Source organism: Streptococcus sp. 2106 (assembly GCF_013277315.1).
Lineage (GTDB): Bacteria > Bacillota > Bacilli > Lactobacillales > Streptococcaceae > Streptococcus > Streptococcus pseudopneumoniae.
This window is the reverse complement of the sequence record NZ_VMMS01000085.1, coordinates 11,603-33,015: the sequence shown is the minus strand read 5'-3', so window position 1 is coordinate 33,015 and position 21,413 is coordinate 11,603. Positions and strand designations below refer to the sequence as shown.

The window sequence follows — 21,413 nt, the reverse complement described above, 5'->3', positions numbered from 1 at the left end:
AAACTTCCCATAATGTTTCCCATCATCACCACGAAATATCTCAGTTTCCTTTTTATCTCGTTTGATTTTTCCTTCACTGATAAGTTTTTCTTTTTCAGCTTTAATTCTCTTTAATAATTCACTTGCAGGTTCGTCATTGGGATTTTGCGGCACTAATTTCCCTTCCATCGCTCTTTGGAGAATACTTGCTTTAAGTTGTTCTGGTGTCATTATTTGTCCTCCAACAACTGCAAAATATCAGCTAATACATTATCAATCTTATGATTTAAAGATGCTCTTTCCACTTGATAATTCTGAATCAACTCAAAGGGATTTAAGATTTCCTCTTCCTCTTTTGGAAAACCACACTGGTCTAAATTATAATTCAACTCAGCCAATTCACTAGGTGTAAATGATTTAGATTTGTAGAACTTACCTTCCAGAATCTCTTCACGATTTTCCCACCAGTCACGAACAGGATTGAAGTGTTCTGACTTCATCGGCTTAGTTTTCGAGAAATTTTTATAACCATCTGGCATATCTAAACGATAAAACCAAGTTTCTTCTGTTTTCTTTGTTTTATCAAAGAAAAGAATGTTCGTATGGATTCCTGTATACGGTGCAAAGACACTATGAGGCAACCTAATAATCGTATGCAAGTTGAACTCATCTACCAGTTTTTGTTTCAAGCGAGTTTTTACACCTTCACCAAATAGAAAACCATCAGGTAAAATAACTCCAACACGACCATTTTCTTTCAAACGATACATAATGACAGCCATAAATAAATCAGCCGTTTCAGAACTCCGTAATTCTGCTGGAAAGTTATTTTTTATTGTTTCTAATTCTGACCCTCCAAAAGGTGGATTCATCATAATAATGTCAAATTTTTCATCATCCGTATATTCACGAACATTTTTCTCCAAAGTATTTCCATGAACAATTTTAGGGTCATCAATTTCGTGAAGAAACAGATTTGTAACTGCTAAAAGATGAGGAAATGCTTTCTTTTCAATACCAAAAACAGCTGTATTATATTTTTTGGTATCTTCACTAGTTTTACGTTGACTACTTAAACGGTTCAGAGTCGAAGTCAAGAAGCCTCCTGTTCCGCAAGCAAGGTCTGCCATTGATTCTCCAAGTTTTGGGTCAAGAACTTCGGCAATAAAATCAGTCGCTGCACGTGGCGTATAAAATTCTCCTGAGTTCCCAGCATTTTGAATATCTTTAAGAATTTTTTCGTAAATATCATTAAACGAATGACGATCTTCAGGGCTATTGAAATCAACTTCATCAATAACATTGATGACTTGGCGTAACAAGACGCCATTTTTCATATAGTTGTTCGCATCTTCAAAAGCTGATTTAACAATCGTTTTTCGAATAGGCATATTTGAAGTTATTTCAAGCTCTTTCAACTCTTTGAATAACTTGTTATTGACAAAATCAAGTAATTCATCGCCTGTCAATACCCGTTCCCCATTTTGAGCATGAGCCCAATTTCGCCATTTTAATTCCTCTGGGATAATTGACTCATACTCGTCTTCTTCTAATTCCCAAACCATTTCACGGCTATCATAAATTTTTAAGAATAATAACCAAGACATTTGCTCAATACGTTGAGCATCACCATTAACACCAGCATCGTTTCGAGTGATATCTTGAATTCTTTTTACAAATGATGTAATTGACATACTTTCCTTTCATTAAGCTACTGTAAATAGCTCTTGCTCCAATTCTTTAATTGCTTGTAAATATCGTTTTTTATCTCCAAAATAAGTATTGATGATTTTGAAGGTTCCACCATATATCTGAAATTCTGGAAGTTTTAATGTTTCAATGCTTTCGAGTTCTCCAATACCTTTATCCATGTATTTGTTCAGTAAAATTTCCAAAACAGCACGCGCTTCCTCACTATATTTATATAAATATCCGCTTTGTTTGAGTTTATTGATACGTTCCGTTTTGGTTAATTCTTTTTGACCATAGGCAAGTTTTAGGAGTAAATCAAAATCATCGATTTCTTGTTCTGATATTCCCTCCGACTCTCGAATAGCATCTAGATAAACTCCTTTTTTATAAAGTTCGTCTAAGATAAGCTTCTTCTTATCTGCCGTATGCCAAACTGTGATAAAATCGTTCAAAGTGGCGTAGCTACCTAAGATATTCTTTCGAGTGTAGTCGGTCAGGCTTTCGGTAATCAGTTTCCCGTTTTCATCCAATACTTGAACAGTAGAATTAAGAATGGTAACCTGCTTGTCTGTAACGATATATTTTTCTACTGGGTCACCACCTTCGTTTACAAAACCAGGTGTAGTACCATTGTTTGTTTTTGTGCCCGTTTCCAGAACCTTCACTGGTTCACCATCAAAATCAGGGTCAGCAAACAAATTGGTAACATTTCGAAAATCAATAATCGTAAAAAATTCTTTCCCCTTTTGAGGATAAAGACGTGTGCCACGACCAATAATTTGTTTAAATTCAGTCATGGATTGGATATTAGAGTCTAAAACAATCAAACGACATGTTTTAGCATTAACTCCTGTCGTTAATAATTTAGACGTTGTTACAATAGCGGGAAAATTAGAATTGACATCCATAAAGTTATCCAGTTGAGCTTTTCCTTCAGCGTTGTCACCAGTTACTTGCATGACATAACGATAGTCTTCTTGGACTAAGTCTAGATTCTCTTTTACAAGTGCAGCACGCATTCGCTCGGCATGGTCAATATCAACACAAAAAACAATTGTTTTATCAAATCGTGCATTGTTTTGCTTCATATAATCAGAAACAAACTTGGCAACTCTTTGCGTTCTATCATCAATGACAATGGTTTTGTCAAAATCTTTCCTGCCGTAGTACCTATCTTCTATTAATTGTCCGTTAGCATCAACTTTTCCAGTTTCTGGACGATAACCATCCACATCCACATCTAAATTAATCCTCATAACACGATATGGAGCCAAAAAACCATCCTCGATTCCCTGTTTTAAACTATAAGTATAGATTGGCTCACCAAAGTATTCCGTATTGGAAGCATTCTTGGTTTCTTTAGGAGTAGCGGTCATCCCAATCTGTGTCGCAGAACTGAAATAATCAATCACCTTACGCCAGTTACTGTCTTCCTTAGCTGAACCACGGTGCGCTTCATCAATTATGACTAAATCAAAGAAGTCTTTGTCAAACTTTTGATAATGTGTTTCAGTTCCATCTTCACCAGTTAGTTGCTGATAAAGCCCTAGATAAATTTCAAAAGAATTTAATTTTTCTGGAGCAGTCAAAAGTTTTGGTGTAATTTTCGTCATTACCTTTTCGAATGGCTTAAAGTCTTCAGCCATCGTTTGGTCTACTAAGATGTTTCTATCCGCTAAGAATAAAACTCGTTTAGCCAAACCAGCTTTTCGAAGGCGATGAATAATTTGAAAAGCCATGAACGTTTTCCCCGTTCCTGTTGCCATTACAAACATTACTCGTTTTTGTCCTCTGGCAACTGTTTCAATAGTACGGTTGATAGCTATTTGCTGATAATAGCGTGGCGTTTTCATTGAGAAGGCATCTATATAGTATGGAGTTGAGATAGCTTCTGTAATCTCGTACGTCAATCCTTTTTCCTTCGTCATACGAGAAAATAATTCTTCACGAGTAGGGAATTCGTCTAACTCCAGCTCACGTTCTTCTCTCGTGATACGGTCGTGTTCAATAAAGCCATCACCATTCGAAGAATAAACAAATGGAACATCTAAAATCTCTCCATATTCAATAGCTTGTTGTAATCCTGCTCGAACGCTGTGTTTATTATCCTTTGCCTCAACAATTGCAATTCGAGTTCCAAATTGGTAATACAGTGAATAGTCTGATTTTTTTCCTTCTTTACGACGAGCCTTATCTCCTCTAACTTCAATTCGACCATCAGTGAAGTATTCTTCGTAAGCGATATGCTCACCATTTTTCCATCCTTTGGCTACAATAGCAGGAGTGATGAAATTTGCTTTAATATCCTCCTCACTCATTTCTTTCTTAGACTTTATAAACTCAACCATATTGAACCCTCCGCATTCTAAAAATCTACTTCTCCATAAAATAAACTATCAGAACAAATTATACTTCTATTATATCACACTTATAAAAATACTCTGCTAAATTGTTGAAAATAAGTATGCAATATATTTTCGCATCGCGTCAGATTATCTCCGCATAACACCGCTATTTTTCGCTGTTTTCGGCAGGCGACTTATTATCATTCTATAAGCACTTTCAGTCGGGCTGGTGAGCTATTTTTCAAAAATAAATAATCACATTTAAACATTTTGAAAGTATAAAATATCTACATCAGCCGTTCAAAAACTGGCGTAAATTTTGCCATAATATTTTCGTTTAAATAAAGATTTTTTTATGCCAAACGGATTTTAACAAGGCGGATGCTTCCTATTTTGCTTCTCTTTTTAGCTCTACTACCGGTTTTCTCAAAGTTTGTCAGTGGAGCTAGTTCTTTCAGTTGGGAAGTATTTTTGATTTTCATAATAGATTGGGTTTTATTGATAGTCCATGCGATTCAGATTTCTTATATTTTTTGGAGATTGAGTCAAAAGTGGAAAGAATTATCTAATAAATAACGCTAGGCATGTTTTCTAATTTTGGGGTAAGACAATGAATAGCAGAGTAGAATTTCGGATTTTCACCATTGTTGATTTGGACAAGGAAGAAGAGTATTTGCATGAGATGCATTTGAAAGGTTGGAGATATAGAACGGGTCGTTTTGGTTTGTTCTATCTTGACCAATGTCAACCAGACGATGTCATCTACCGTATCTATGATTCTAGATTTCTTAAAAAATATAAGCATGAACTGCAAGATTTTAGAAATAGAGGTTGGGAATTGATAGGAGCAGGTTTTTGTTCGATTCTTCGTAAATCGGCTTCTGATATACTTTCAGAGGATCAAGTCTATATGAGTAATAATCTCAGGTGGGAAGTTATGCGATATAGACTTCGTTCATGTGCAGCTACTTTCTTAGGAGGTTTTGTTGTTTGTATGAGTTTGTTTCGAGAAGAACTGTCGCAATCTTTCTTTGTTATTTTTGCTCTATATGCCTTTATGATTTCTTATCTAATCTATGGTTATTTCAGACTAAAAAGTAAATACCGAGTAGATGGAAGGCAGGGGTCTAGGTCTTCAGACTGATTTTTAGCACTCTTGATAAAAGAGTGCTAATTTTTTGAATTTTTATCTTGACATTCTCTTCTAAGGGTGTATAATAGAATCATAAGTTAGCACTTGAATGTATCGAGTGCTAATTTATCAGACAGAGAGGAGTGATGAGATGGTTACAGAGCGTCAGCAGGATATTTTAAATCTGATTATTGACATCTTTACCAAAACGCACGAACCTGTCGGATCCAAAGCCTTGCAAGAGTCTATTAACTCTAGCAGTGCAACCATTCGTAATGACATGGCGGCTCTAGAAAAGCAAGGTTTGCTTGAAAAGGCTCATACTTCAAGCGGTCGGATGCCAAGTATTGCTGGTTTTCAGTACTATGTAAAACACTCACTGGATTTTGATCAACTGGCTGAAAATGAGGTATATGAGATTGTCAAAGCCTTTGATCAGGAATTCTTCAAACTGGAGGATATTCTGCAAGAAGCTGCTAATCTACTGACAGACCTGAGTGGCTGTACGGTAGTGGCACTGGATGTTGAGCCGAGCAGGCAACGTTTGACAGCCTTTGATATCGTTGTTTTGGGGCAACATACAGCCTTGGCAGTATTCACCCTAGACGAGTCGCGAACGGTTACCAGTCAGTTTCTGATTCCAAGGAACTTCTTGCAGGAAGATTTGCTGAAACTGAAGAGCATCATTCAGGAACGTTTCCTCGGTCACACCGTTTTAGATATTCACTACAAGATTCGGACGGAGATTCCGCAGATTATCCAGCGTTACTTTACAACAACGGACAATGTGATCGATCTCTTTGAACATATCTTTAAGGAAATGTTCAACGAAAACATTGTGGTGGCGGGCAAGGTTAATCTCTTGAATTTTGCCAATCTAGCAGCCTATCAGTTCTTTGATCAACCGCAAAAGGTGGCTCTGGAGATTCGTGAGGGGTTGCGTGAAGATCAGATGCAAAACGTCCGTGTTGCAGACAGTCAGGAGTCCTGTCTAGCTGACCTAGCTGTGATTAGTAGCAAGTTCCTCATTCCTTATCGGGGAGTTGGAATTCTAGCCATTATCGGTCCAGTCAATCTGGATTACCAACAGCTAATCAACCAAGTCAATGTGGTCAACCGTGTTTTGACCATGAAGTTGACAGATTTTTACCGCTACCTCAGCAGTAATCATTACGAAGTACATTAAGATTGAAATCATTAAAGGAGGCGAAAATGGCCCAAGATATAAAAAATGAAGAAGTAGAAGAAGTTCAAGAAGAGGAAGTTGTGGAAACAGCTGAAGAAACAACTCCTGAGAAGTCTGAGTTGGACTTGGCGAATGAACGTGCAGATGAGTTCGAAAACAAATACCTTCGCGCTCATGCGGAAATGCAAAATATCCAACGCCGTGCTAATGAAGAGCGTCAAAACATGCAACGTTATCGTAGCCAGGACTTAGCAAAAGCGATTCTCCCTTCTTTGGATAACCTTGAGCGTGCACTCGCGGTTGAAGGATTGACAGACGATGTCAAAAAAGGATTGGAGATGGTGCAAGAAAGCTTGATTCACGCTTTGAAAGAAGAAGGAATCAAAGAAATCGCAGCTGACGGTAAATTTGACCATAACTACCATATGGCCATCCAAACTCTCCCAGCAGACGATGAACACCCGGCAGATACCATCGCCCAAGTTTTCCAAAAAGGCTACAAACTCTATGATCGCATCCTACGCCCAGCCATGGTAGTTGTTTACAACTAGGCAATTCTGACGGTAGCTAAAGCAACTCATCAGAAAACGGCAATCGCTATGGCGTTTGCCTAGCCTCCTTATTAACTCGTCGTCGAAATAAAATCGATTTCGACTTCTCGTGTCGCAATTTACATAATAGAAAACTTGTCCGAAACGACAATAAACTATGAAGAAAGATAAGAGGCAAGCCGGAGGCTTGCAAGGAAGATATTTCCCGCCGTGGTAAAAGTTTCAGTAGCTTTTGCTACTGAAACAGGGGATTTTTGAGACAATAGGCTCAAAAATAAGTGATGAAATCCCGAAGGGAGTTGCTCACGTCCCCACCACTTAAGGGAAATATAAAAAAAGAAAATTAACTAACAAGGAGAAAAACACATGTCTAAAATTATCGGTATTGACTTAGGTACAACAAACTCAGCAGTAGCAGTTCTTGAAGGAACTGAAAGTAAAATCATCGCAAACCCAGAAGGAAACCGCACAACTCCATCTGTAGTCTCATTCAAAAACGGAGAAATCATTGTTGGTGACGCTGCGAAACGTCAAGCAGTTACAAACCCAGATACAGTTATCTCTATCAAATCTAAAATGGGAACTTCTGAAAAAGTTTCTGCTAATGGAAAAGAATACACTCCACAAGAAATCTCAGCTATGATTCTTCAATACTTGAAAGGATACGCTGAAGACTATCTTGGTGAAAAAGTAACCAAAGCAGTTATCACAGTTCCTGCTTACTTCAACGACGCTCAACGTCAAGCAACAAAAGACGCTGGTAAAATTGCTGGTCTTGAAGTAGAACGTATTGTCAACGAACCAACTGCAGCAGCCCTTGCTTACGGTTTGGACAAGACTGATAAAGAAGAAAAAATCTTGGTATTTGACCTTGGTGGTGGTACATTCGACGTTTCTATCCTTGAATTGGGTGACGGTGTCTTCGACGTATTGTCAACTGCAGGGGACAACAAACTTGGTGGTGACGACTTTGACCAAAAAATCATTGACTACTTGGTAGCAGAATTCAAGAAAGAAAACGGTATTGACTTGTCTACTGACAAGATGGCAATGCAACGTTTGAAAGATGCAGCTGAAAAAGCGAAGAAAGACCTTTCTGGTGTAACTTCAACACAAATCAGCTTACCATTCATCACTGCTGGTGAAGCTGGACCTCTTCACTTGGAAATGACCTTGACTCGTGCGAAATTTGACGATTTGACTCGTGACCTTGTAGAACGTACAAAAGTTCCAGTTCGTCAAGCCCTTTCAGATGCAGGTTTGAGCTTGTCAGAAATCGACGAAGTGATCCTTGTTGGTGGTTCAACTCGTATCCCAGCCGTTGTAGAAGCTGTTAAAGCTGAAACTGGTAAAGAACCAAACAAATCAGTAAACCCTGATGAAGTAGTTGCCATGGGCGCTGCTATCCAAGGTGGTGTCATCACTGGTGATGTCAAAGACGTTGTCCTTCTTGATGTAACACCATTGTCACTTGGTATCGAAACAATGGGTGGTGTCTTCACAAAACTCATCGACCGTAACACAACAATTCCAACATCTAAATCACAAGTCTTCTCAACTGCGGCAGACAACCAACCAGCCGTTGATATCCACGTTCTTCAAGGTGAACGACCAATGGCAGCAGATAACAAGACTCTTGGACGCTTCCAATTGACAGACATCCCAGCTGCACCTCGTGGAATTCCTCAAATCGAAGTAACATTTGACATTGACAAGAACGGTATCGTATCTGTTAAGGCCAAAGACCTTGGAACTCAAAAAGAACAAACAATTGTGATCCAATCTAACTCAGGTTTGACTGACGAAGAAATTGACCGCATGATGAAAGATGCAGAAGCTAACGCTGAAGCAGATAAGAAACGTAAAGAAGAAGTTGACCTTCGTAACGAAGTAGACCAAGCGATCTTTGCGACTGAAAAGACAATCAAGGAAACTGAAGGCAAAGGATTCGACGCAGAACGTGACGCTGCCCAATCTGCCCTTGATGACCTTAAGAAAGCGCAAGAAGACAACAACTTGGACGATATGAAAGCAAAACTTGAAGCATTGAACGAAAAAGCTCAAGGACTTGCTGTTAAACTCTACGAACAAGCAGCAGCAGCGCAACAAGCTCAAGCAGGAGCAGAAGGCACACAAGCAACAGGAAACGCAGGCGATGACGTCGTAGACGGAGAGTTTACTGAAAAGTAAGATGAGTGTATTGGCTGAAGAATATCTAAAAAATACACGAAAAGTTTATAATGATTTCTGTAATAAAGCTGATAGTTATGAGTCTGCAAAAGATTTTATAGATAATATTCCAGCAGTATATTTGGCTAGATATAGAGAAACTGTATTAGCTGAACATGATAGTTGTGTCAAAAATGATGAAGCGGTAAGGAATTTTGTTACTTCAGTATTGTTGTCTGCATTTGTATCGGCGCTGGTATCAGCTATGATATCATTAGAAATACAAACATATAAAATTGTAATACCGTTCATAATTGGTATGATTTGGACAGTAGTTGTATTTCTTATGATCAATTGGAATTATATAGCAGATACTAAGAAGAGACAAAAATATATAAATATTTGTGTGCTTATTGGATATTTAAAATCAAAATAAAGTTAATTTACTTATTTGCAGAGGTTGCAACCCAGCCTCTGTTTTTCGATAAAAAGGGACGGAATCTCATTTGTTTGGGGTTTGTCTTGTCAATATATAAAGAAAGGAATTGAACCCGACCTAAATTCTCGGAAAAAAGATAAATCTGTCTAGGAGCATCGCTCCAGCGTCAGATTTCCTATTTTTCAGTCGAATTTTACGGTCTTGGTATCTTGTATGAACAATACTGAATTTTATGATCGTCTGGGGGTGTCCAAAAACGCTTCGGCAGACGAAATCAAAAAGGCTTATCGTAAGCTTTCGAAAAAATATCACCCAGATATCAACAAGGAGCCTGGTGCTGAGGAAAAGTACAAGGAGGTCCAGGAAGCCTATGAGACTTTGAGTGACGACCAAAAACGGGCTGCCTATGACCAATACGGTGCTGCTGGAGCCAACGGTGGTTTTGGTGGAGCTGGAGGTTTCGGCGGTTTCGATGGGGCAGGAGGCTTCGGTGGTTTTGAAGATATCTTCTCAAGTTTTTTCGGCGGAGGCGGTGCTTCACGCAATCCAAATGCTCCTCGTCAGGGGGATGACCTCCAGTATCGTGTCAATTTGACCTTTGAAGAAGCTATTTTTGGAGCTGAAAAAGAAGTTAAGTACAACCGTGAAGCTAGCTGTCGTACATGTAATGGTTCTGGTGCTAAGCCAGGAACAAGTCCAGTCACTTGTGGACGCTGTCATGGCGCTGGTGTCATTAATGTCGATACGCAGACTCCGCTTGGTATGATGCGACGCCAAGTAACCTGTGATGTCTGTCACGGTCGCGGAAAAGAAATCAAAGATCCATGTACAACCTGTCACGGTACTGGTCATGAAAAACAAGCGCATAGCGTACATGTAAAAATCCCTGCTGGTGTGGAAACAGGTCAACAAATTCGCCTAGCTGGTCAGGGTGAAGCTGGATTTAACGGTGGACCTTATGGTGACTTGTATGTAGTGGTTTCTGTGGAAGCCAGCGACAAGTTTGAACGTGAAGGAACCACTATCTTCTACAATCTCAACCTCAACTTCGTTCAAGCGGCTCTTGGTGATACCGTTGATATCCCAACTGTTCATGGTGATGTTGAATTGGTTATCCCAGAGGGCACTCAGACTGGTAAGAAATTCCGCCTACGTGGCAAGGGAGCTCCGAGTCTTCGTGGTGGTGCAGTTGGTGACCAATATGTTACCGTTAATGTCGTGACTCCGACAGGCTTAAACGACCGCCAAAAAGCAGCTCTTAAAGAATTCGCAGCTGCTGGTGACTTGAAAGTCAATCCAAAGAAAAAAGGTTTCTTTGACCATATTAAAGATGCCTTTGAAGGAGAATAATACTCTTCGAAAATCAAATTCAAACCACGTCAGCGTTGCCTTGCCGTACTCANNCTAGCTTCCTAGTTTGCTCTTTAATTTTCATTGAGTATAAACAAAAAGAGCCGTTGGGCTCTTTTTGTTTATAGGATTTTTAAGACTTTCCTTAAGTGATGACGGACGGTAGCGACCTTCTTCGAAGTTCCATACCTAAACTTTGAACCTAGGTCTCAAAGTTTCCGGACGCCTGAAACCAAGCTGTTTCAGGTGTTTTCATTACGGCGGAAAGCCTGGGAAAGTCTTCGATTTAGTTATGAAACGGTGAATAATACTCTTCAAAAATCTCTTCAAACCACGTCAGCGTCGGCTTGTCTACAACCTCAAAACCGTGTTTTGAGCAGACTTCGTCAGTTCTATCCNNGTGTTTTGAGCAGCCTGCGCCTAGCTTTCTAGTTCGCTCTTTGATTTTTATTGAGTATGAGTTGTCTAAATTGTGATGTATAGTTGATGGGATATGACTTGTTTACCTTTTAAAAAGAGCCACTCAGCTCTTTTTACTTATCTTCAATTTCCTGTGTTTCTTTGATGACAGCTAGTCTAGTCTGGATATCTTTTTCTAAGACCTTAAACTTGTAAGTTAGGTCTTCTTGGTATTCTTTGATAAGTTCTTTTTGCTGGTTAATGATTTGCAGGCTGTTTTGGATAATATCCACATCGTCCTTGATAGCTTGAACGCGGTCAGTAGTGTTCAAGACTTCATCTGTGATGGTTTGACGATTTTTTGTGACCAGATAACTTCCAGCTGCAGCTCCTGCAAATAGCAGTAGGTTGGATAATTTCATGGCAACTCCTTAGGCGTTTTTGATAGTTTCAGCGACTTGAGCAAGTTTGTCAAAGTCTGGTTCGTGGGCGATAAAATCAATCTTGAGGTCATCGTCCGCACTGTAGCGAGGCACGAGGTGAACGTGGGTATGAAAGACGGTTTGCCCTGCGATTTCTTCACAGTTAGCAATGATATTCATACCAGCAGCCTTGGTAGCTTTCATGACTTTTTGAGCTACTTTTGGTACTTGGGCAAAGAGTTGGATGGCGCTAGTAGCATCCATTTCCAAAAGATTGCGATAGTGTTCTTTGGGTACGACCAAGGTGTGTCCTGGTGTCACTTGAGAAATATCCAGAAAGGCAAGAACCTGCTCATCTTCATATACTTTTGAAGCAGGAATTTCCCCTGCGATGATTTTACAAAAAATGCAATCTGACATAAAATCTACCTCTACTGTATTGAATTTTGATATAATATAGCTACATTATACCAGATTTGGAGAAAATATGTTAGAAATTAAAAATCTGACAGGTGGCTATGTCCATGTCCCTGTCTTGAAAGATGTGTCTTTTACTGTTGAAAGTGGGCAGTTGGTCGGTTTGATTGGTCTCAATGGTGCTGGGAAATCAACGACGATCAATGAGATTATCGGCCTGTTGACACCTTATAGTGGCTCCATCAATATCAATGGCTTGACCCTACAAGAAGATGCGACTAGCTACCGCAAGCAAATTGGCTACATTCCAGAAACGCCTAGCCTGTATGAGGAATTGACTCTCAGAGAGCATATCGAAACGGTTGCCATGGCCTATGGTATTGAGCAAAATGTAGCTTTTGATCGAGTAGAACCTTTGTTAAAAATGTTCCGTCTGGAGCAGAAGTTAGATTGGTTTCCTGTTCATTTTTCCAAAGGGATGAAGCAGAAGGTTATGATTATCTGTGCTTTTGTGGTGGATCCAAGTCTCTTTATCGTGGATGAGCCTTTCCTTGGTCTTGATCCTCTGGCTATTGCGGACTTGATCCAACTTTTGGAAGTGGAAAAGCAAAAGGGTAAGTCCATTCTCATGAGTACCCACGTGTTGGATTCGGCGGAGAAGATGTGTGATGCCTTTGTCATTCTTCACAAGGGAGAGGTGCGTGCCAAAGGCAATCTCCTGCAACTGCGTGAAGCCTTTGATATGCCGGAGGCTAGTTTGAATGATATTTACTTGGCTCTGACCAAAGAGGAGGAGCTATGAAAGACTTGTTTTTAAAGAGAAAGCAGGCTTTTCGTAAGGAGTGTGTCGGTTATCTGCGCTATGTTCTCAATGACCACTTTGTCTTGTTCCTGCTTGTTCTGCTGGGCTTTCTAGCCTACCAGTACAGTCAACTCTTGCAACATTTTCCTGAAAATCATTGGCCCATCCTTTTATTTGTAGGAATTACGTCTGTTTTACTTTTGCTTTGGGGTGGAATTGCCACCTATATGGAGGCTCCGGACAAGCTCTTTCTCTTAGTCGGAGAAGAGGAAATCAAACTCCATCTCAAGCGTCAAACTGGCATTTCCCTAGTATTTTGGCTCTTTGTCCAAACCCTTTTCTTGCTGTTATTTGCGCCCTTATTTTTAGCAATGGGCTATGGCTTGCCTGTTTTTCTGGTCTATGTGCTTTTATTGGGAGTAGGTAAATATTTCCTCTTTCGTCAAAAGGCTAGCAAATTTTTCACGGAAACTGGACTGAACTGGGACTATGTTATTTCCCAAGAAAGCAAGCGTAAGCAAGTCTTGCTTCGTTTCTTTGCCCTTTTTACGCAGGTCAAGGGAATTTCAAACAGCGTCAAGCGTCGTGTCTATCTGGACTTTATCCTAAAGGCCGTTCAGAAGGCGCCTGGGAAGATTTGGCAAAATCTCTATCTGCGTTCTTATCTGCGAAATGGAGACCTCTTTGCCCTCAGTCTTCGTCTTCTCTTGCTTTCCATACTGGCGCAGGTCTTTATCGAGCAAGCTTGGATTGCGACAGCAGTGGTAGTTCTCTTTAACTACCTCTTGCTCTTCCAGTTGCTGGCTCTCTATCACGCCTTTGACTACCAGTATTTGACCCAACTCTTTCCACTGGACAAGGGGCAAAAGGAAAAAGGCTTGCAGGCTGTAGTCCGAGGGTTGACCAGTTTTGTTTTACTGGTGGAATTAGTTGTTGGGCTGATTACCTTCCAAGAAAAACTAGCCCTTCTAGCCTTGCTAGGAGCTGGTTTGGTTTTACTAGTCTTGTACCTACCTTATCAGGTAAAACGTCAGATGCAGGACTAAGATGCTTATATGACACTAAAAAAGAAGTTGAGTTCAGTTTGTCTCAGCTTCTTTTTTGTTACTACAGGATAATGGTTGGTCCGTAGAGGCTCAACTTGGTCTTGACTTGGTCAAAGTGGAAGCGGTCATAGGCTCGCCAAGCGGCGCGAGTTGGAGCATCTGGATCAAGAGCGCTGAGTCCCATGAGAAGACTGGAAGTCTGGTAAAATTTTTCCAATTCAATCAAGAATCGATTATCCACTGTTTCAGCCTTGGCTAGAAAACCAAGAATAGAGTTTAATTGCTCCTGAAAGCGGACGTCGTCAGCGGTTGCCTGTTTGCATGCTTGGTAGGCTTTGTTTAAGTCAGTTATCAGTGCCTGAGCAGTTTTAATTGGGTCTGTCATTTACGTGACCTCCTATATAATTTATGTTTTAAGGTAAGGGATTGTGTAAATCTCCTAGTGAGGCACCTATATTATTAGCAACATTGCCAACTATGTTGCCCCAATCAATGATACATTTACCATTATCAAGATTAGCTTTATTATATGAATATCCATTTCTACATAGTACATTATCGCTAATCATATGAAACGGAGAATACCATCCATATGGAATACTACCGCCATTTATATGAGAAAGTTCGATTGATGTTAATTGTTTTGTTTTATTTGACTTGGCCATAATTTTCTCCTTGTTATATTTACGTCAATTGCAATAGAGTATATTTATAGGGTGTTAATCATGGTGGATGTGAATAAATCATATGCACCCCTCCTTTTTTGATGATTTTTAAAGTTGTTGCAAACATAGTCTTTCTATAATCATAGTCTATCACTTTTATCTCCTTTTTCACCATAAAATCTTTAATTGTCCTTGAAATTTCCTGAATGGTACTGTTAAGATTTTATGATAAAATAGTGGTAAGCCCATCATGATGTTGTAGAAAAATAATCCTTTTAGGAGCTTTCAAAGACTGTTTAGGATTTGGTGGGCTTGTGTTAGATTTTTTCTGTTATTCTCTTCTTAGGAGGAGAATCCAATGAAACATATGATTATTCAGACACAGAAAACGGTCTATAAAGTAAACGTCGACGATATCTACTATATCCAAACGCATCCAACTAAAGCCCATACCGTACAGATTGTTACAGAAGAAGATAGTTTTAATATGGTTCAAAATTTAAGTAATCTTGAGAACCAATATGGGGAAAACTTGATGAGGTGTCATCGAAATTGTTTGGTCAATCTTGATAAAGTAAAATCGATTGATTTTCAAGAAAGAATCCTTTTTCTTGGAGAAGAAGGTCAATACGCTGTCAAGTATGCCAGACGTCGCTATAGAGAAATTCGTCAAAAATGGTTGAAAGAAGGAGAGTAGGAAGATGAGAATATTTGTTTTGGAAGATGATTTTTCCCAGCAGACTAGGATTGAAACGACGATTGAGAAACTCTTGAAAGAACATCAGATCATTCCTAGCTCTTTTGAGATCTTTGGCAAGCCAGATCAACTGCTGGCTGGAGTGCATGAGAAGGGCGCACATCAGCTATTCTTTTTGGATATTGAGATTCGAAATGAAGAGATGAAGGGGCTGGAAGTGGCTAGAAAGATTCGGGATCGGGATCCTTATGCCCTGATTGTCTTTGTGACGACTCACTCGGAGTTTATGCCCCTGTCCTTTCGCTACCAAGTGTCAGCTTTAGACTATATTGATAAGGCCTTGTCAGCAGAGGAGTTTGAATCTCGTATTGAGACAGCCCTTCTCTATGCCAGTAGTCAAGACAGTAAGAGTCTGGCGGAAGATTGCTTTTATTTTAAATCAAGATTTGCTCAATTCCAGTATCCTTTTAAAGAAGTTTACTATCTCGAAACGTCCCCAAAATCTCATCATGTCATTCTCTATACCGAGACGGACAGACTGGAATTTACAGCGAGTTTAGAGGAGATTCTCAAGCAGGAGCCTCGTCTCCTGCAGTGTCATCGCTCTTTTCTCATCAATCCAGCCAATGTGATACATTTGGATAAGAAAGAAAAACTGCTTTTCTTTCCCAATGGTGGAAGTTGTCTAATCGCGCGTTATAAGGTCAGGGAAGTGTCTGAGGCTATCAATAACTTACACTTAGTGAGGTGATGGAATGGAAATAGTTTGGAAAATAGTTTATACATTTTTGGTATCTGGATTGGAGTTGTTTATATTTTTTAAGGTAGATGGAATTGCTCTCACTTTGGAGCGAGTTTTTAAGTCCTTTCTTTTTAAGATACTGTTGGCAGTTGCTTTTGTAACGATTAGCTATATAGTAGGAAATAATTACCTATCTTATTTTGTGGACCCCTTGTACGGCATCGGCTTATCTTTCTTATTATTAAAAGGGCTTCCTAAAAAACTCCTTTTCTTTTATGGTCTCTTTCCAATGATATTGGTGAATCTCTTTTATAGAGGTCTTTCTTATTTTGTGCTTCCATTTTTGGGACAAGGGCAATTACATGATGATTACTCTTTGATTTGGTTGTGTATAATAATTTTCAATTTCTTCATTTCTCTAGCCTTTTTGAAATGGTTGGATTATGATTTTACTAGTTTGAGAAAGGAGATTCTCGATAAAGCATTTCAAAAGTCCCTTACTAAGATTAACTGGATAATGGGGGCCTACTTTCTAGTCATGGAAAATCTGTCTTACTTTGAATATGCATACGATATCCAATCAAAGACTGTTCGTCATCTTATTCTGGTGTTTTACCTGCTCTTTTTTATGGGGGTTATCAAGAAATTGGATACCTATTTGAAACAAAAACTTCAGAAGAAACTGAACCAAGAGCAGACCTTGCGCTACAGAGATATGGAACGCTATAGTCGGCATATAGAGGAACTTTACAAGGAAGTACGGAGTTTTCGCCATGACTACACCAACCTCTTGACCAGCTTACGTCTGGGCGTTGAAGAGGAGGATATGGAGCAGATAAAAGAGGTCTACGACTCGGTCTTAAAGGATTCTAGTGAAAAATTGCAGGACAATAAATATGACCTTGGACGATTGGTGAATGTTCGGGACCGTGCCCTCAAGAGTCTCCTAGCTGGAAAATTTATAAAAGCTAGAGAAAAGAACATTGTTTTTAATGTTGAAGTTCCTGAGGAGATTCAGGTTGAGGGGATGAGCCTGCTTGATTTTCTAACCATTGTGTCTATCCTTTGTGACAACGCTATTGAAGCTAGTATAGAGGCTAGTCAACCTCATGTTTCAATCGCTTTTTTTAAAAATGGGGCACAGGAGACCTTTATCATTGAAAACTCCATCAAAGAAGAGAGCATCGATATTTCTGAAATCTTCTCCTTTGGAGCAAGTTCTAAAGGGGAGGAAAGAGGAGTTGGTCTCTATACCGTTATGAAAATTGTGGAAAGTTATCCTAATGCTAGTCTCAATACCACCTGTCAAAATCAAGTTTTTCGTCAGATGCTTACTGTGATACATACAGCATGATAAAAAATAAGACCGAGAGTACGTTCTCTTGGTCTTGTTTTTTTATAGTTGTATTGGCTGATGAAATCCTTGTGTGATGTGAAGAGGATATCTACGAATGTTATATAAAAGCTCTTCCCACCATCCTCCACCTGTAATCTGGTTGAGTTCGGTAGTTGTTAGTTCTTGAAATGAAGTTAGGTTTTGTTTCTTATCCATGTTATGATTCTCCTGTTTTATAAGATAATAAATAGTTATAGAGTGTTATCTGAAAATTAATCAGAATGGGTTAAAATTTTATCTTTGAAATAATCAAAATATGTTTTCTTTGCAGTTACACTAGTGACGCGACCTTGTAAGCCATATTGGATGATTTTACTATCCTCATTAGATAGTTTTGCAAGAGCGCTTAGTTTAAAGAGATTGCCTTGCTCTGTTCTGGTAGGAGTTTGATCAATTGTCTGAAGTTGGCCGATGATGGTGGTGCCGTGATTTCCAATCTTCTCCAGTTTTAATCTTACAGTTTGTCCTTTATCTAGTAGAGGTAGATAGTCAGAAGATACGTAGTAAGTGATTAGTACTTCTCTTGTATCTGTGATGACAGGGAATATTTGAGCAATTTCTGTACCAGTTGGAATTCTATTTTTACCTTCAAATTCGCTGTTCAGATGAACGATACCTTTACTTGGAGCGGTTAAGGTATTGTTTTCTAAGCGCTGTGTCGCTTGATCTAGTTGTACTTTTAATTCTGTTAATTGATTCTCCACGGTTAGTTGTTGCTGAGAAGCTGTTTGTAAAAATTGAGTACGGAGTACTTCAATTTTGGTTGCTAAACTATTATCATAAGTTGCTACACTTCCGATACCAGCTTGCTGAATTTTGAGGCTTGCGATAGATGATTCAAGACCTGCAATACTTTGATTAATTTGAGATAAAAATGGCTCCTCTGCAGTTCCTTGTGTTTGTCCTTGTGAGGCTACAAGATAACGATTCAAAATTGACTGGTGCGGATTGCCAGTTGGTAAGCGAGCCCTTTTATTTATGATAGCATCTCTCAACTCTTGATATTCTCCAATTTGTTGTTGAACTTTTGTAATTTCTTGTTCGATGGCTGATGAACTGCTATTGGCAAGATTAGCTTGATTTGAAACTTCGGTGTTAGTCTTTGTGATACCTAGTTCAATATCATGAGCTTGTTTAGTAAAATTCATAAAGGTATTATGGTAGCCAAATTCATCCTCGCCAGAAAAAAGATCAGTCGCTTTTTCTAAGCTTTGTTTCAAAATTCCAAGTCCTTCTTTTTGCTTCTCAAGTCTTTGTAATTGAGTTTCTAAGGCAGTTTTCTGACTTTCTTCCATTGTTTCAGAGTATTTGATGAGTAAGTCCCCTTTTTCAACTACTTGATTTGCCACTAAATGATTAGCTAGGATAGGATTATCACTGGTTGACTGAATGGAGGCAATGACACTTGTAGGGGCGATTTCTCCTTGGGAAGTAACAGTAATTTCTTTTGTGGCAACAAGGGAGAAAATCAAGATGAAAGTAAATAGTAATGAAAGAGGTATAATTAACATTGTCGCATAGTTATGGTAACGTCTCTGATAAAACTCGACGCTTCTAAAAAGATTAGGATTCATGACATTCTCCTTATTTATTGAATAGATGATGGTAGAAACCTTGCGCCTGCATTAACTCTTGGTGACTACCAACTTCAATGATTTTCCCCTGGTCAAGAACAATGACACGGTTGGTTCGTTCGGCTATACTGAGACGATGGGCTACAAAGAGAATGGTTTTATCAGTGAGGGACATAAGATTATCTATAACTTTTTTCTCAGTCAAGACATCAAGACCGCTAGTAGCTTCATCTAGTATTAAAACAGGAGCTTTAGTTAAAAGAGCACGAGCGAGGGCTATTCGTTGCTTTTGTCCTCCTGATAGACCAGCTCCATCAGAGAGCTGAGTTTGATAGCCCATAGGCATTCTTTCAATGTCTTGACGGATTTCAGCTAATTCACAAGCTCTTAGAATATCTTCTTGGCTAATCATATTATTACCGCCCAAGGTTAAATTTTCCAAGATAGAGCCATTAAAGATATAGGCTTGTTGGGGTAGGTAATTGATATGACGGCGCAAGATTTTTTTATCAATGTTTTTAATATCCTGATGATTGATGGAAATATGTCCTTTGTAGGGTTCAAAGAAATTGACAATCATTTTGGCTAAAGTTGTTTTACCAGAACCACTGACTCCAACTAGGCTAACCTTATCTCCTTGTTTAATCGTGAGATTAATATCTGTTAAGGTATCTCGTCCAAAACCATACTTATAAGAAAGGTCATCAAATTCAATATCGCCCATCAAAAAATGTGAATGAACAGGGTTTTCTTGAACTTGAAATTCAGATTCGACTAGATAGACTTCGTTCAAACGGTTATTAGCAACCTTCGCAGATTGGAGTTTGGTTTGGAGGTTGATAATATTTTCCATAGGAGTTGTAAAGTAAGAAAGAAGTGTGTTAAAGGTAATCAACTGACCGATAGAAATTTTACTCGACATGACTAATTGAGCGCCAAACCATAGGATAAGGATATTCAGAACTAATTTTGTTCCCTGCTTTAAACTCGTTTGTAAAATAGAATACTTACTGAGCTTAAAGGATTTTTCCAAATAATCTACAAATTCGCTGTCTATATTTTGATAGCGATTTTCTTCACTCGTGAGCGACTTGATAGTTTCAATCCCGTTGATATCTTCGATAATGGCAGAGCTAACCATAGAATTACTTTGCATGACATCATGGTTCATTTTTTCGAAAGGCTTCATAAAAGAAAAGATGATGAACATGTATATAGGAATGGAAATAAGAGAAAGAAGGAAGAGATTAGGGTTTTGTGCCAGTAAGACTCCCCCTACAAGAATCAGAATGGAAACATCCAGAAAAAGAGATAGAATGGTAGAAGCCAAGGCATCTATAATAGAGTTAGCATCTGTGAACCGTGAAATGATTTCTCCTGTACGACGTGTCGCAAAGAAAGACATAGGAAGTTCAAAAATATGGCGAATATAGGATAAAATCACATCGATACTTAATCTCTGACTCAGAACGGTTAGGAGATAATCTCTGGAGAAGCTCATGACTTGTTGGAGGATATAGGTGATAACCAGACCAACTGAGATGATTCCTAAAGTTGATTTCATCTGATTTGGGATGTATTCATCCAAGATTCCTTGGAGATAATAAGAACCACCGATATTGATAATAGTTATCAATAAGCTTGAGAGAACAATGTAAGCAATGAGAGATTTTTGTTTGAAAATCAGAGGAAGGAAGCTTAGTAGACCATTCTTTTTATCTTTATGGGGTTGATAGCTAGGTTTGGGAGCTAGAAAAATAGCTACTCCAGTCCATTCAGAGAAAAAGCGTTCTTTTGACATTTTGGTGATTTTTACAGAAGGGTCAGGATCACCAATAACCAGATAGTCTTTCTTTGTTTGATAGACAACATAGTAATGTTGGAGTTTTCCTTCTTTGTTAACGTGAACGATAAATGGATAGGGGACATCACTCATGTCAAAGAGCGTTTTATCTGCTTGAACAGGTCTTGTTTCAAAGCCCATTTCATCAGCGGCTTTTACAATGCCAAGAGCAGTCGTTCCTTCTTTATTGGTCTTTGCAAGTTCTCTCAAGTGAGCTAGAGAAAAATCTGAACCATAGAATTTAGCAATCGAGGCTAAGGCAGCAACACCACAGTCTCTAGCATCTATTTGAGGAACAAATGTACGTTTATAAGAAGTCATTGGCAATTCCTTTCATATAGTGGATAGATCTATTATGCCATAAAAATAAGTTCATATTTTATGAAATCTTGAATAGTCATTGAAACTTCCTGAATGGTAAAAAAGTGATTAGAAATTATCTTTTAAAAAAAATTTAGAGGTGGTTTTAAATAAAAAAGCTAATTTAAGACGTTTCGATGACAATTCAAGATTTGGATGAAAAATTTTAAAAAACAATGATATACTAAACTTGTCAAAGTTGCAACA

Annotated in this window: 21 protein-coding genes; 11 read left to right on the top strand and 10 right to left on the bottom strand. The window is 38.8% G+C overall.

Going from position 1 to position 21,413, the window contains the following annotated elements; translation table 11 throughout:
* The 3 genes from HT723_RS09130 to HT723_RS09120 form a co-directional block, all read right to left on the bottom strand.
* The coding region (locus HT723_RS09130; RefSeq protein ID WP_032495955.1) for a hypothetical protein at positions 1 to 210 on the bottom strand (210 nt) is incomplete at its 3' end.
* Positions 210 to 1,673, bottom strand: coding sequence for a class I SAM-dependent DNA methyltransferase (locus HT723_RS09125; protein ID WP_119947570.1), 1,464 nt, complete (start codon positions 1,671 to 1,673; stop codon positions 210 to 212). The genes HT723_RS09125 and HT723_RS09130, both read right to left, overlap by 1 nt.
* Before the next feature lie 12 nt (positions 1,674 to 1,685).
* Positions 1,686 to 4,019 carry a DEAD/DEAH box helicase family protein gene (locus tag HT723_RS09120; RefSeq protein WP_172935069.1) on the bottom strand — a complete coding sequence of 778 codons (2,334 nt, stop codon included), beginning with the start codon at positions 4,017 to 4,019 and terminating at the stop codon, positions 1,686 to 1,688.
* A 607-nt stretch (positions 4,020 to 4,626) separates the two neighbouring features.
* On the opposite strand from HT723_RS09120, the gene HT723_RS09115 reads away from it, so the two are divergent.
* The 6 genes from HT723_RS09115 to dnaJ all read left to right on the top strand — a co-directional run bounded on the left by HT723_RS09115 (position 4,627) and on the right by dnaJ (position 10,843).
* Positions 4,627 to 5,160 (top strand): DUF2812 domain-containing protein, encoded by a 534-nt coding sequence (locus tag HT723_RS09115; protein WP_172935068.1) that lies wholly within the window; start codon positions 4,627 to 4,629, stop codon positions 5,158 to 5,160.
* 139 nt (positions 5,161 to 5,299) lie between these two features.
* A complete protein-coding gene (gene hrcA, locus HT723_RS09110; RefSeq protein WP_054393181.1) occupies positions 5,300 to 6,334 on the top strand; it encodes a heat-inducible transcriptional repressor HrcA in 1,035 nt (344 codons plus the stop codon).
* Between the two features lie 26 nt (positions 6,335 to 6,360).
* Positions 6,361 to 6,885: a nucleotide exchange factor GrpE gene (grpE, locus tag HT723_RS09105; RefSeq protein WP_000046032.1), complete on the top strand. Its 525-nt coding sequence runs from the start codon at positions 6,361 to 6,363 to the stop codon at positions 6,883 to 6,885.
* 366 nt (positions 6,886 to 7,251) lie between these two features.
* Positions 7,252 to 9,075, top strand: coding sequence for a molecular chaperone DnaK (gene dnaK, locus HT723_RS09100; RefSeq protein ID WP_172935067.1), 1,824 nt, complete (start codon positions 7,252 to 7,254; stop codon positions 9,073 to 9,075).
* A gap of 1 nt (position 9,076) precedes the next feature.
* Positions 9,077 to 9,490, top strand: a complete 414-nt coding sequence (locus HT723_RS09095; RefSeq protein ID WP_172935066.1) for a tRNA (guanine-N7)-methyltransferase — start codon at positions 9,077 to 9,079, stop codon at positions 9,488 to 9,490.
* 216 nt (positions 9,491 to 9,706) lie between these two features.
* Positions 9,707 to 10,843, top strand: a complete 1,137-nt coding sequence (gene dnaJ / locus HT723_RS09090; protein WP_020902189.1) for a molecular chaperone DnaJ — start codon at positions 9,707 to 9,709, stop codon at positions 10,841 to 10,843.
* A gap of 533 nt (positions 10,844 to 11,376) precedes the next feature.
* Here dnaJ and HT723_RS09085 read toward each other — a convergent pair.
* Both HT723_RS09085 and HT723_RS09080 read right to left on the bottom strand, forming a co-directional pair.
* Positions 11,377 to 11,664: a hypothetical protein gene (locus tag HT723_RS09085; protein ID WP_100104325.1), complete on the bottom strand. Its 288-nt coding sequence runs from the start codon at positions 11,662 to 11,664 to the stop codon at positions 11,377 to 11,379.
* A 9-nt stretch (positions 11,665 to 11,673) separates the two neighbouring features.
* Positions 11,674 to 12,084, bottom strand: coding sequence for an HIT family protein (locus HT723_RS09080; protein ID WP_100104324.1), 411 nt, complete (start codon positions 12,082 to 12,084; stop codon positions 11,674 to 11,676).
* 67 nt (positions 12,085 to 12,151) lie between these two features.
* On the opposite strand from HT723_RS09080, the gene HT723_RS09075 reads away from it, so the two are divergent.
* Positions 12,152 to 12,883: an ABC transporter ATP-binding protein gene (locus HT723_RS09075; protein ID WP_100104323.1), complete on the top strand. Its 732-nt coding sequence runs from the start codon at positions 12,152 to 12,154 to the stop codon at positions 12,881 to 12,883.
* Positions 12,880 to 13,929, top strand: coding sequence for an ABC transporter permease (locus HT723_RS09070; protein ID WP_172928319.1), 1,050 nt, complete (start codon positions 12,880 to 12,882; stop codon positions 13,927 to 13,929). Before HT723_RS09075 ends, HT723_RS09070 begins: the two co-directional genes overlap by 4 nt.
* A gap of 61 nt (positions 13,930 to 13,990) precedes the next feature.
* Here HT723_RS09070 and HT723_RS09065 read toward each other — a convergent pair whose 3' ends face one another.
* A complete protein-coding gene (locus HT723_RS09065) occupies positions 13,991 to 14,314 on the bottom strand; it encodes a helicase BlpT (RefSeq protein ID WP_172928318.1) in 324 nt (107 codons plus the stop codon).
* A gap of 28 nt (positions 14,315 to 14,342) precedes the next feature.
* Positions 14,343 to 14,594 (bottom strand): hypothetical protein, encoded by a 252-nt coding sequence (locus HT723_RS09060; protein ID WP_001130045.1) that lies wholly within the window; start codon positions 14,592 to 14,594, stop codon positions 14,343 to 14,345.
* A gap of 358 nt (positions 14,595 to 14,952) precedes the next feature.
* Between HT723_RS09060 and HT723_RS09055 the strand changes: the two genes are divergently transcribed.
* From HT723_RS09055 to HT723_RS09045, 3 genes are read left to right on the top strand one after another with little or no spacing between them, the layout of a single operon-like run.
* A complete protein-coding gene (locus tag HT723_RS09055) occupies positions 14,953 to 15,291 on the top strand; it encodes a LytTR family DNA-binding domain-containing protein (protein WP_172928316.1) in 339 nt (112 codons plus the stop codon).
* 4 nt (positions 15,292 to 15,295) lie between these two features.
* A complete protein-coding gene (locus tag HT723_RS09050) occupies positions 15,296 to 16,042 on the top strand; it encodes a LytTR family DNA-binding domain-containing protein (protein ID WP_172928314.1) in 747 nt (248 codons plus the stop codon).
* 4 nt (positions 16,043 to 16,046) lie between these two features.
* A complete protein-coding gene (locus tag HT723_RS09045; protein WP_172928312.1) occupies positions 16,047 to 17,387 on the top strand; it encodes a sensor histidine kinase in 1,341 nt (446 codons plus the stop codon).
* A gap of 42 nt (positions 17,388 to 17,429) precedes the next feature.
* Here the strand turns inward: HT723_RS09045 and blpC are convergent, their stop codons facing one another.
* Genes blpC through blpA form a run of 3 tightly spaced genes read right to left on the bottom strand, consistent with a single transcriptional unit; the run spans position 17,430 to position 21,167 of the window.
* Entirely contained in the window at positions 17,430 to 17,585 is a 156-nt protein-coding gene (blpC, locus tag HT723_RS09040) for a quorum-sensing system pheromone BlpC (protein WP_172928310.1), read from the bottom strand.
* A 56-nt stretch (positions 17,586 to 17,641) separates the two neighbouring features.
* Positions 17,642 to 19,003, bottom strand: coding sequence for a bacteriocin secretion accessory protein (locus HT723_RS09035; protein ID WP_172928308.1), 1,362 nt, complete (start codon positions 19,001 to 19,003; stop codon positions 17,642 to 17,644).
* A 10-nt stretch (positions 19,004 to 19,013) separates the two neighbouring features.
* Positions 19,014 to 21,167: a peptide cleavage/export ABC transporter BlpA gene (gene blpA / locus HT723_RS09030; RefSeq protein ID WP_172928306.1), complete on the bottom strand. Its 2,154-nt coding sequence runs from the start codon at positions 21,165 to 21,167 to the stop codon at positions 19,014 to 19,016.
* Positions 21,168 to 21,413: the final 246 nt, after the last annotated feature.